Raw genomic sequence first — 12605 nt, forward strand, 5'->3', positions numbered from 1 at the left:
TTCAAATCGAACAATGTATGAGTGATTATTTTACTTAAGATTGCCTTGGAAACAATATTTAAAATCTGTACAAAGAGTTTCGCTAATCTCTTCATCAGAGTAGCCTAATGCTTTAAGATATTCACTTAACGCGTAGAGTTGTGATTTTAGTTCTTCAAATTCCTGTGCATTAAGCAGCTTAAAACTGTGATATTTCAGCTTTTTTAAATTTGGGAATGGATCTGACGCTACCCCCCATTGAAATGATGAGCCTTTCTGTAGAAATATACCATCCACATAGAGTAATAATGAATTTCCGGTGATTCCAAATTTGAAAAGTTGACCAGATTGCAGATTTTCCAGAAAAAAATAATTCATCGTTGTTTTTTCAGGAATTACCCAGGAAAACTCGATCTCAGGAACAAACATATTAACCTTGTTCGCAGGTGAAAGTAGCAAGGGGGTCATACCTTCCCTATACACTACTCCAATATGGTCTTTTACTTTATCCTGTTCTGTGAATTGTTTCCATAAGTAAGAAAAATATTTTCGCATAAAAGACTCCTCAGGAGTTTCAAGACGGTATTGCCTTAAATCAGAATAAACATATACTTCAGATTTTTGTATTTCATAAATATTTCCCTCAGGACCAACTAACAAAACATAATCTTCTTCCTTTAATTCTAAAGTATCTCCTGGTGAAACTAAAGCTCCTTTAAACACCGGGCTATTCTGATTTATTACAGGCTCGCCCCGAGCTTTGAGAACACAATAAGCAGTTTGGCTAAAACTTTCAACTGTACTCAATATGGCTATTACAGTTGTTAGAATAAAAACAAGATTTATTTTCCCCATAATAAATATTCACACCAGCGATTAAACTTCCTTATGTGCCAAATTTGAGCTTCTCAAGAATTCTTCATGAATTTTCTAAACCTTTCGGTTGTCCTGATAAGTTGTTGCCCTTCTAAATTAATAAAACTTAATACCGAGTAATCCTCATTCATTAGAATTATTAATCTTTGGGTTCCCTTAGTAAGTACAAATTGAGTATGGGGAATAAACCCATTTGTAAAAGAATCTTCCCAGTCGTATGAACTATCTTGATTTAGCATGTTCAGCATCCGTTTTATCGTAGTCTTTTCTGGCTGATTAGCTGACGAAAGTTTATTAGAAAACTCGTTTGTAGTGCCTTCAATTAGTGTAGGTGTAATATGAAACTTATGTACCTCAGGAGAAGCACTGAGCACTTCATATTTATCAGAATTAAGAAAATTGATCAGCTGTCTGGGTGTTCCATCACCAACCTCCTGGTCAACCTCAATTGTACCCCAATCCAAGCATTGGCAAGAAAGCATGCATAATATTAAAATCAGGAAATAAGATGAGTTTTTCATAATATCAACTCCTACGAATATCTAATACCATCAAAGCCATACTGCCTTTTACAAACTCTGCTTTAAACCCCATTTGATCATCCTGTAATAATATTTCCTCTCTAGGGATCAGCTGATCCTTGAAGGTTATGTATAACCTATCAGTTAATGTGCCTTGCAAATTTTGCAGCTTTTCTATGGCAGCATCGATATCAATTTGTTCGAGTGAAAAAATTACTATAGTGTAATCAGAGGGCACCATCTTGTTTAACCGGAAATAATAATTTTCCTTTGGAACTACAACTGATGTATTTTCTTCACTTATGAAGGGACTTATATTCTTTTTATTTGGAAAAAGCAGGTTTACTGTGTCTTTATCTGCTCCAATCACATATACATAAGAAGGTGTACTAACATTAGCATACATCCGGTACCTTGTATTAATAGGGAAGATTCCTTCAGTTCGGTAATCACCAATGCTCTGTGGAATGCTATCGGCCACAACATCTTGAAATCCCAAAACACTCTCACCATAATCCCCAGAAAGTTTATCGACATCCATGGTCGTACCATCCCTCAACCTTAAATCTAACTTTCCGGCAAGCTTCTTAGTTTCTTTTTTTTCCGGAGCAACCGGAGGTATCATCTCATATGCATAGGGAGTGTAGTTGATAAAGTCAGGATAGCGTACCCAGATAAACCCGTCATTCCCCCATTCGTTTCCCCAACTGTTCACGATTTCAAAAGCACCTCCATATTTTTCATCATCATAACCCACCACACACATTGCATGCCCACCAGTTATACCTAAAGAATCAGGTTCAAATACATTGCTAGCGCTATAGAAGGAGTTTTCTACCTTAAATCCAATAATTACAGGATTCCCATTAGTCAGTGATCGTTTAACGGATTCCAATTTTACCTCATCACTTTCGTCCATCTGAAAAAGCCGTACATAATCACGTAAGCGATTTTCCTGGGCTTTGAGTTTTATACTATCTGGAATTGCCGTGTCGCACATAACATCATAGTCTCGCAAATATGGTGTCCCTTCGTCAACCATTACCTTAAGTGCTTTATCAATATAAGCGCCTCCCTGGCAATTATAATCGTCATCCCTATTGGCGTTTAAATACACAAATACTGGAGCGAATGTATTCTCAGAAATCCGAGCTTTATCCTTTAAGTTTTTCTGTCGCGCATTAATCATAGTTCTACCATAATATGCACTGGACCATCCTACACAGGTGCCGTAACCCCCTTGATCTCTAATCTCAGGAACAAAAGCTTTTAAAGATGCCATAGGTATATCGGACACGACATCTTGAAAGGCAAGGTTTCTCGCTTTCATAGGTGTTGATGCGTATGCTTCATCATCAAACAGAAGGCCTGTCGGTTTTTGGCCAAGGGCATTGTTAATTGAAAAGATGACAACTAATAGGGAAATAATGGCTTTCATCAGGCGGTTTTTTTAAGTTATCTTTAACAAATTAGTAAATTCTAAACTATTTTCACAAAAAAAATAGAATATAATCATCTCTTATTGTGTAATTTACATGGGATAAATTAGAATTTTGCAATTATCTCCAGCTCATCCTAATGTCAACAAAACTGTTTATTCCTTAGAATTTCTAACATTCTTCAAACCAATCTGCTACTCATTTTCAGACAACATTCATTATTACTTCGTGTGACTAACAAAACGAGAAGAGTAATGCAATTATCATAAAGATCTTATGGCTGGAGATCCAGTTTACAGCAACCTAATCTCACTTCACCTGTAGATTCTTAGAAAATACTTGTTGTTCAGCAGAACCTGTAGAGCTCCAACAGCTTTCTGGAGTTAAATCTCAAGTCGCCGAAGGTGGCTTCTTAGAGTGAAACTTTCCAGTTAAGACATAAACTGTCAATTCAAACCCTCCGTCTCCCGGTACCCGGGAGACACCCCCCTTTAACTAAAGGGAGGAGCTGCATTCCTAATCACCTTACAGAGTAGTTCCCTCTCCGTCTCCGACGAGTGAACGTAGAGAACGAGAGGAAGACGCAGGGCTGGCCCGCCCGTACCGAACGGCACGTTCGGGCGGGGGTGAGGGCCGGGCCCTAAAGGGCCGTTTGAGGTTTGATGTTTGGGGTTCGATACTCGTGGGTAATTATAACCCTTTCTGTCCCTCGCCTGCAAGGCGGCCAAATAAACCCTCCGTCTCCCACTCCCCGGGAGACACCTCCATTTAAATAAAGGGAGGAGCTGCGAGCAAGTAGACCTCGAACCTTGCCCTGAGCGCCCGCCCGCCTGAATGGACCCAGTCCGGGCAGGAACGTACCGTCCGGTACGGGCGGGAAGTCGAAGGGCTCGAACATCGAACCTCGAACTTGTACAACATCCCCCTCGCTACTACTCATTGTATTCGTAGTAGCTCTTCTCCCCTTGGAAGGGGGTATCCCCATCCTCAAATAGCGACCCCGCCCAAGCCTTGCGGCTTATTCGGGCAGGCCGCCAACCCGCCCGCTCGAACCTCGAACTTCGAACTTTAAAGCTACCCCACCTTACTCGGCAGCAACCCAAACTTCTCCTTAAAACTTTTGGTGAAATAGGACAGGTTAGAATATCCGACAGAATACGCGATCTCTGAGACCGAGCCCACCTTGTTTTCCAGCATTTTCCTGGCTTCGTTCAGCCTGATCTCCACGATCAGCTGGTTGGTACTCTTATCGGTCAGGGCCTTCAGTTTGCGATGCAGCTGCGAGCGACTAAATCCTACCGTCCTGGCGATATCTTCGACGGACAGTAACTCGTCATCCAGCCTCTCCCGGATCACTTTAAAAACCTGCTGCAAGAACTTGTCGTCCAGAGATGTCAGCTCCAGGTCATCCACCAGTATGCTGTCCAGCTGCTTAAATTGCTCCCAGATCTTTCGCCTGGCTTCTACCAGGTTCCTTGCACGGAGCAGTAGCTCGTCCGCACTGAAAGGTTTAGTGATATAGGCATCTGCCCCCTGGGTCAGTCCCTCCATCTTGTTGGCTTGTCCTGCTTTGGCCGTCAAAAGGATGATTGGGATATGGCTGGTCTTGTTGTTGTTCTTCAGGCTATGGCAGAGCGCATACCCATCCTTGCCGGGCATCATCACATCGCTGACGATCACATCCGGGATATGCTCCAGTGCCATTCGCTCTCCCTGCAAACCGTCCCTAGCCAGGTTTACCCTGTATGCCCCCTCCAGGATTCCTGCCACGTAGGAACGGAGATCTTCATTGTCTTCAACAACAAGGGCCAGGGGCAGTTCATTATTAAGAGGAGTACCTAGTTCCACTGCCGGAAGTTCTGTATGAATTTCATCCGGGGAAGTCTTTGGCCCAGGAGAGAGGTCAGTATCGAGCTCTCCCTGCAAGATATTTGCAGATACGGGAAGCCGGACTTTAAAAGTGGTACCCTTACCCTTATGGCTGTTTACGCTGATCTGCCCGCCGTGCAGGTCTACCAGCTCTTTTACCAGGGCAAGACCAATTCCACTACCTTTTTCTTCGGTTCCTTCTACCCGGTAGAAACGGTCAAAAATATGTTGTACCGCTTCCTGGTCTATCCCTTTCCCCGTGTCCGAAATAGAGAGGACCAGGTGTTTCTCCTCGAAAACAACGCCCACGGTCACAGCTCCGCCGGGGGGCGTAAACTTAAAAGCGTTTGACAAGAGGTTACTCACGATCTTCTCCAGCTTGTCCCGGTCATAGCAGGCTTGGTCCATCTCATGCGGGAAACTGGTATTCAGGCTGATGTTTTGCCGTTCGGCCATACTTTCAAAAGAATAGACCAGGGCCCTGAGGTAGGCAATGATCCCCCCTTGCTTCAGTTGTAAATGCACATTACCGCTTTCTAATCTTGAAAGATCCAATAATTGATCTACGAGCGACTGTAGGCGTATTGCGTTCTTCTTAATCATTTCATGTGATCTTGCCGGTAAAACCACGGCCTTTCCCGGTTCTCCAGGCTTGGCCTGCTGCAGCGGTCCCAGGATAAGGGAGAGCGGTGTCCTGAACTCGTGGCTGATGTTCGCAAAGAAGCGGGTCTTCACCTCGTCCAAATCACGAATTCGTTGCATTTCTGCTTGTGAACGCTCAAAAGATAATTGATCCTCGGCCGCTTTTTTACGTAATTGCTGTTGCCTGAAGGCAATTCCGAAGGAGTAGGCAACTATCTGTATCAAAATGCCAAAAGTATAGGGATCAAAACCCGGGTTTATGATTTCTTCAGACCAGAGTCCTCCCAGGAGGGTACAGGTGGTCGCCAGTATTGCTCCAATCCCGAAGTAGCGGGCAAAAGGGTCCTTTTGCATTGCTATAGCCGTAGCGAGGACCAGCCCCAGTATAGAAAAGAAAATAATGAAATAATAGTGGTATCCGGTGTCCGTAGTCATGATCTCAGGATTCCAGAAATTTACATATAGAATGGTGATCACCAGCTTTACGATCATGAGTATAGGAAGCGCCAGGAGGAACTTGTCCAGGAGCGGAAACTTTTCTTTAGACTTTATAAATGCTCTCCCAAAAAACCAGAACGTATACAACATACTGTTGGGAATAAGCAGCCATACTGTGAACCGCCATTGCGGGTATTCCCCCAACAAGAATTTGGTGTCTAGGCCTACCGTCATCACCTGGGTAAGGGTACAGAAGAGCAGCCAGAGAGAAAACCATAGAAAGATTCTCTCTCGGGTATACACCCACATGAGAAAATGGTATAGCAGCGTGATAAAGCTTATGCCCAGTACAAACCAGAGAAAAACAATATTGGAAGGGTTAACGGGGAAGTAATCCGCATAAGACGGGTGTCGTAACGATAGGTTAAAATAAGGCCAATACCCGAAACTGTTAGAGGTCACGCGGATTATAAATGTAGCCGTCTCCCCTGCTTCGAGATCAAGTCTAACCCGGTTAATATTCCAGGGTTCAGGGATCTCCCGTTCAGAAGCCGGGTAATCTACCCCTGTTTTGCTGTGCCTCTGCAGCTCGCCATCAACAACTTTAAACACATCGACATTCCCGTTGCTACGATCCCAGAAAATACTATTCATAAGGGGATCTTCCAGGTGTAATTCCCAGCCTTGGATTTCCCTGTCGCTGTGTAGCAAGACCTTTCCCCAATATACCGTCGAAATCTCCAGGTTTTCACCCAACTCGGCCCTCTTCACAAAATCTCCAGCGGGTTTTTGATGTACCTCTTCCCAGCTTAACTTACCCTCCTCGTCCACAAGTATATCCAGGTGTTCCATTAAGGGCTGCACCGGGTAGTCCGGGTTCACCTGGTACACTTCCTGCCCGCTAAGCCGGAATACTGCACAGCAAAGCAGCAGCAAAAAGCTGCTACTCCAGGAAAACAGGTATGGTTTGGTGCCGGTCATTGCTATAAAGTTCACGACACCCAGTGGGGCAGGCATCGTGAACCTCGTAAAAAAGTTACTAAAATTCTTCCAGACCTTCCATCAAGATGGTGTATATCCCGGTCTCTTCATCAAAACAGATCGTAAGCTCATCCGGATACATCCCCGGAGTCTGGTAGGCTTCGGGCCTTCGGATCTCGTAAGACACACGTTCTTTAGTGAGCAGGAAATCCCGGGTCACCATGGGTTCCAGGAAATTCATTAACCCGTTATATTTACCGTAAATAAAGGTGTAAGTAAAGATCCCGGTACCAGCGATCTCGGGCGAAAGTAGGTCGATGATATGCGCTCCCATCCGTGGCACTCCCCCGGGAGTCTCCAGGTACATAGGCGGCAGGTTGATCCCCGGTAGCGGTTTATTGAACTCGGCTTCATCGGTTGGCCCGATGCCGTCCCGTTCGGCCATGGAGATCATGTAAAAGTGGATATCAAAATGCGGCAGGTCGTACACCCCGGGTGGTTCGTGTCCCATTTCATTCCAGTCCAGCGTTACATGGTCATAGGGCGCAACAGGTTTTCCCCCGGGTAATTGTAAGACGGTTTCATGCGCGTGGGCATGGCCGCTTGGCAGGTTCTCCAAGGCAGCTTTGGTAAACTGTATTCCAATGGCCAGTGGGTTCCCGTAGTGATCAGTCTTTACAATGGTCCAGGCTTGCCCGTCCCCTATATTTACTTTTTCGCCAGTGTATTTAACTTGTTGTTCTTCGTGGTCGTACTCGGCTCCTTCCCCGTAATACTTGCAACCCTGAAATGCCAATAGGCAAAAAAGCAGGGTTATGAATTTAATTGTTCTCATAAGGCTTTCATTTTGTGGTTTACCTAAAGGTTTCCAATTATTCCCGGAAAGATTAACCCAATTGTTTCACCCTATAACACTGTTGTTGCAGCAGCTGGCGGATGCGACAAAAGTGGTATCCCCTGCAACCCTTCTATTAAAGCTTACAAGCTCGCTACACTAGTTTTATAACATCCTTTAAAACCATACGATTATGAAACGAAACGAATTTTTTAAGTCGACCCTGGCTTTCGGTGTAGGGATGATGGCCATACCCCAGTTAGCCACCGCCGGGATCAAAAAGACTTTTGGTAAAAAGCAACCGAGGATAATAAGGTCTTCGGACGGGGAAGCTCATAATGTGCTGGGCGACCATATGACCTTTAAGCTTACCGGGGCAGATACTAACGGGGCCTTTACCCTGATCGAAGAACTGAATGAGCCCGGGACTATGATTCCCATGCATGTACATGACGATGAGGATGAAGTCTTCAAGGTACTTGAGGGCCAACTGGAACTCACGGTAGGTGGAGAGACCACGGTATTAAAAGCAGGAGACCTGGCCTATGGTCCCAAGGGAGTTCCCCACAGCTGGAAAGTAGTGGGAGATGAAAAAGCCCGGGTCATCCTTAGCGTTTTCCCTTCCGGTATCGAAGAGATGTTCCGCGAACTGGGCGCTATGCCCCCGGGGCCTCCCAATTTTGAAAAGGTCAGCGAGATCTGCGGCAGGTACAATATTCGCTTCGTGTAAGATTTAGGTAAGCAATTCGGGGGAGCTGCTTACCTATCGCAACAGCACTCGGTGAGGGTGCTGTTTTTTTGTGAGATGTTAGGTCGAGCCCTTGGGCTACATCTAGGCTGTAGCTTTATTCTGTCAGTTCGAGCGGAGTCGAGAACTTGTCATGTGAGTCTATTAAATGGGTCTCGACTCCGCTCGACCTGACAGCTGATAACATCGAACTTCGAACCATGCCCTGAGCGCCCGCCCGAACGTACCGTCGGTACGGGCGGGAAATCGAAGGGCTCGAACCTCGAACTCCTTCACCCTCCGTCTCCCGCTCCCCGGGAGACACCCCCCTTTAACTAAAGGGAGGTGCTGCTAGCAAAATTCAAAATAATGTTTTCCTCTCTCCCCTTCCGTCTCCGACGACAGAACGAGAGGAAGACGCAGGGCTAGCCCGCCCGAACGTGCCGTACGGTACGGGCGGGGGTGTGGGATTTCGAACCTCGAATTTACCTACCGAAGGTAGGCCTCAAACCTCGAACCTCGAACCTCGAACCCTGCCTGCCCGCCCGTGCCGGTCGGACGGGCCGGCAGCCCTCACCCCTTATACCGCTCCAGCACCTGCCTGACGTTTTTATACTTTTCCAGGAGCAAGCGCGCCTGGCCTTCCTCCATTTGCAGTTCTTCCATCAACATCTTAATCCCGCGGTTGACTAGTTTATTGTTAGACAATTGCATGTCCACCATCTTATTGCCTTTTACCCTGCCCAGGCTGATCATCACCGAGGTGGAGATCATATTGAGGGCCAGCTTCTGGGCCGTTCCCGCTTTCATACGGGTACTGCCGGTAACGAATTCGGGTCCTACTACCAGTTCTATAGGGATATCTGCCGCTGCAGACAGTGGTGATCCTGCATTACAGGAAATACTGCCGCATAGCACCCCGTGCTTCCGGGCCTGTTCCAGTCCGCCAATCACGTAAGGAGTAGTGCCCGATGCGGCTATCCCGAGCAGCACATCATTCTCATCAATAAAATAATGTTCCAGGTCTTTCCAGGCCTGCAGTCGGTCATCTTCGGCATTCTCAACCGCCTTGCGCAATGCTTTATCCCCTCCGGCGATCAGCCCGATGATCCAGTTGTCGGGCACCCCGAAAGTAGGGGGGCATTCAGAAGCGTCGAGCACTCCCAGTCGCCCGCTGGTTCCGGCACCGATATAAAAGAGCCTCCCGCCCTTCTTCATCTTGGCAACGGTGGCATTCACGAATTGTTCGATCTGGGGCAATGCTTGTTCAATAGCGGCCGGCACAGATTTGTCTTCCGTGTTCATGTCTCGCAGCAACTCGGCTACGCTCTTTTGTTCCAGGTTATCGTACCTGGAGGCCTGTTCTGTAGTAGGTTTTGTAGTATCCATTTATTTTTTGCGGATGATGATAAGGCCCAGGATTGTCAGCAATCCATTGAGCGCAATGTTGATAAAGCCCAGGTTAAACTGGTAGGTGTTTTCCAGGAATACACCGAGTCCATAAGTGATAAAGGGGGCCAGTAAACAGACCAGGGGAACCCATTGGTCCTTGACTTTCTGTTTGGTGAACATCCCGTACACAAACAGTCCTAACAGGGGTCCGTAGGTATATCCGGCCACCTCGAAGATCAGGGAAATAACGTCCCCCCGACTGTTGGCAAAGAGCATGATGATCAGGAATACGATGCCTGAAAAGCCGAACAACACCCAATTCTTATATTTCTTCCTGACCTCCGTTGGTTTATGCGATATATCCAGAAAATCGTAGGTAAAAGAGGTGGTAAGGGCCGTTAAGGACGAATCTACGCTGGAAAAAGAGGCGGCAATGATCCCTAGTATAAAGAAGACACCTGCAGCGATCCCCAGGTGGTTCAGGGCCAGGTTTGGAAAAAGGGTGTCGGTATCCAAGAGCATCCCATCTGCTCCCCTGGGTAAACTGATCCCATTGGCATCGGCATAGAGGTATAAGAGCACCCCAAGGCCCATAAAAAGGAACTGGGTTGCAGCCAGGATCAGGCTATAGGTCAGCGTATTCTTCTGTGCGTCCCAAAGGTTTTTGCAGGTCAGCGTCTTTTGCATCATATTCTGGTCCAGCCCTATCATAGCTATGGCCACCAGTATACCTGCGATGAATTCCTTATAAAAATTATGACTGGATAAACTCCCCCATTCAAAGACGTCAAAATAAGGGTGGGTCACCACTTCGGTCACGGCCTCAGTAGCGGAGAAATCCAAGGTATTAATGATGGTGATGGTGGTAATGATAGCCCCCGCCAGTAAGAAGATGGTTTGCAGGGTATCGGTCCAGACAATGGTCTTGATCCCACTCTTATTAGAATACAACCACACCAGGACCAGGATGATGATAACGGTCACCGCAAATGGGATCCCGAACTGGTCAAAGAAAGCGAATTGCAAGATCTTGGCTGCCAGCAGCAATCGCAACGCAGCTCCAAAGGATTGAGAGACCAGGAAAAATAAGGATCCTGTTTTATAGGTCCTGGAACCAAATCGGTTCCCCAGGTAGGTATAGACCGACACCAGTTTCATCCGGTAGTACAATGGGATCAGCACAAAGGTGATAAAGAGGTAACCAGCTACATTCCCCAGTATGAATTGAAAAAAATGAAAGTTGTGGTTGCCTACCATCCCCGGGAGGGAGACAAAGGTGACCCCGGACAGCCCGGCACCGATCATCCCGAAAGCCACGAGGAACCAGGGCGATTGCCGGTCCCCGGTAAAATAAGACTCCTCACTCCGGTTCCTCGAAGTAAAGTGACTAATGGTCATCAACAATAAAAAATACGCGGCAAGAATGGCTAAGATAAAGTAAGGATTCACAGTGCTGTAATTTTAGTGTTGCAGGTCTTTGGTAGCGTAAATTTTATTTCCCTGATAAGAATTCGGCCGGCCTTGTGGGCCAGCCGAACCTCGTCAACTAAGAAATCAGGAATAAATAAACACAATCTAAAGTTTGGTTGGTTAATTAGCCGGGTTTGCCGGCGTATTGGTATTGTTATCCCTTTCAGCGTTCGGGTAAGGATAGTAATTCCTGTTCCTTTCCGGATCTGCTGCTCCTGGTCCCGGGCGGTTAAACCGGCGACTGTCTTCCAGGGCAAGGCCTGTCAGGTATAATTCGATTCTCCTGTTCTTGTAGATCTCGTCCAGGATAGCATCCTGGTCTGCCGGACCCGAATAAGGGGGCAGGTCTGCTCCTAAACCAAAGGCATCGGTAGCCGCAGTTTTAGTACGTACGGTGTTCAGTTCGTTCACCGCTTCTCCCAGGTCGCCGTTCCTGGCATGAGCTTCTGCTTTGATTAGCAGCATTTCACCGGGCAGGTAAACTGGGATCTCGTCCAGGTTGTCATCGTAGAATCCTACTACCTGGTAGTTAGGGCTGGGCGCATTAAGGTCGTCCGCAGTGACGTAAAAAGGCACCCGGTCGTCATCGGTTTCAGGAGCCAGGGCTGGTGGCAGACCAAAAGAAAGGTCTTTCGCCTGGGTCACGTTCTGAGATCCGAACCAAAAGGCTAATGGGTTAGGGATTGCCGCATCAAATTCCCATATCGATCTTACACCCAGGTCTACCTGGTCTGCCGCCGTAATGGCTGCGGTGTAATTCCCGGCCATCAGGTTAAAACGGGCCAAAAGCGCATTGATACTGTTTTCCAGGTCTACCGACTGAAAGACATCTGCAGAAACTTCTGCAGCGATTCCCGCTTCTGCATAACCTTTAGCCTCTTGCAGGTCGGCAATAGCCGATTGCAAAACCGTGCTGCGATTCTCAAATGTTGCATTGGTTTCAATCTCCAGCGGAAGTTGTTCAAAATACTGTATCAGGGTTCCGTGTACCAGGGCCCGGTAGAATAAACCGTAGGCTTTTAAGGAATTGGCAGTAGCCGTATCGTCTGCTGCTTGCTCCGCAGCATCGATAATGGTGGTTGCCTCCTTCCTGGCCAGCATTCCCTGCGTCCAGATATTGTTCAGCAGTTCGTTTCCACCGTTTATATCATCCCCGCCGAGCAACAATTCATTTTCGCCCAGGTTACCCGGGTTTAACAGGCGCAGCTCGTCAGTATTTAAACCGGCGATATGGGTTTTGGTATAGATCATCCCGGCCCTGTCTGTACTCCAGCGTTGCTGAATCCCGTTGATCAGTTTTACCAGGTTCTCGGTACTGTTCACTACATCCGGTTCCAGGGTAGAGTTCGGATCCAGGTATTCCGTATCACAGGACTGGGTAAGCAGTACAGCGAAACTGAGAAATAAGATGCTTATATAATTTTTCATTTCGTACA

The 12605-nt window shown here is 46.9% G+C and carries 9 protein-coding genes; 1 reads left to right on the forward strand and 8 read right to left on the reverse strand.

The annotated features are described in order from the left end of the window. Nucleotides 1–30: 30 nt before the first annotated feature. From PP178_RS02940 to PP178_RS02960, 5 genes are all read right to left on the reverse strand, one after another. Entirely contained in the window at nucleotides 31–834 is an 804-nt protein-coding gene (locus tag PP178_RS02940; RefSeq protein ID WP_272592813.1) for a hypothetical protein, read from the reverse strand. Nucleotides 835–887: 53 nt separating this feature from the next. Further along, nucleotides 888–1376 carry a hypothetical protein gene (locus PP178_RS02945; RefSeq protein ID WP_272592814.1) on the reverse strand — a complete coding sequence of 163 codons (489 nt, stop codon included), beginning with the start codon at nucleotides 1374–1376 and terminating at the stop codon, nucleotides 888–890. 4 nt (nucleotides 1377–1380) lie between these two features. Beyond that, nucleotides 1381–2814, reverse strand: coding sequence for a C1 family peptidase (locus tag PP178_RS02950; protein WP_272592815.1), 1434 nt, complete (start codon nucleotides 2812–2814; stop codon nucleotides 1381–1383). 1075 nt (nucleotides 2815–3889) lie between these two features. Beyond that, nucleotides 3890–6745 carry an ATP-binding protein gene (locus tag PP178_RS02955; RefSeq protein ID WP_272592816.1) on the reverse strand — a complete coding sequence of 952 codons (2856 nt, stop codon included), beginning with the start codon at nucleotides 6743–6745 and terminating at the stop codon, nucleotides 3890–3892. Between the two features lie 58 nt (nucleotides 6746–6803). Beyond that, nucleotides 6804–7580 carry a DUF5602 domain-containing protein gene (locus tag PP178_RS02960; protein ID WP_272592817.1) on the reverse strand — a complete coding sequence of 259 codons (777 nt, stop codon included), beginning with the start codon at nucleotides 7578–7580 and terminating at the stop codon, nucleotides 6804–6806. A 193-nt stretch (nucleotides 7581–7773) separates the two neighbouring features. Here PP178_RS02960 and PP178_RS02965 point away from each other — a divergent pair, with 193 nt between their 5' ends. Further along, the gene (locus PP178_RS02965) at nucleotides 7774–8310 is read left to right on the forward strand and encodes a quercetin 2,3-dioxygenase (protein WP_272592818.1); all 537 of its coding nucleotides are present in this window, start codon (nucleotides 7774–7776) and stop codon (nucleotides 8308–8310) included. 570 nt (nucleotides 8311–8880) lie between these two features. Here PP178_RS02965 and murQ read toward each other — a convergent pair. From murQ to PP178_RS02980, 3 genes are all read right to left on the reverse strand, one after another. After that, entirely contained in the window at nucleotides 8881–9696 is an 816-nt protein-coding gene (gene murQ, locus PP178_RS02970; protein WP_272592819.1) for an N-acetylmuramic acid 6-phosphate etherase, read from the reverse strand. Next, nucleotides 9697–11148, reverse strand: a complete 1452-nt coding sequence (locus tag PP178_RS02975) for a sodium:solute symporter (RefSeq protein ID WP_272592820.1) — start codon at nucleotides 11146–11148, stop codon at nucleotides 9697–9699. Between the two features lie 141 nt (nucleotides 11149–11289). Continuing rightward, a complete protein-coding gene (locus PP178_RS02980) occupies nucleotides 11290–12597 on the reverse strand; it encodes a RagB/SusD family nutrient uptake outer membrane protein (protein ID WP_272592821.1) in 1308 nt (435 codons plus the stop codon). Nucleotides 12598–12605 lie beyond the last annotated feature (8 nt).

The organism is Zeaxanthinibacter sp. PT1, assembly GCF_028464225.1.
Lineage (GTDB): Bacteria > Bacteroidota > Bacteroidia > Flavobacteriales > Flavobacteriaceae > Zeaxanthinibacter.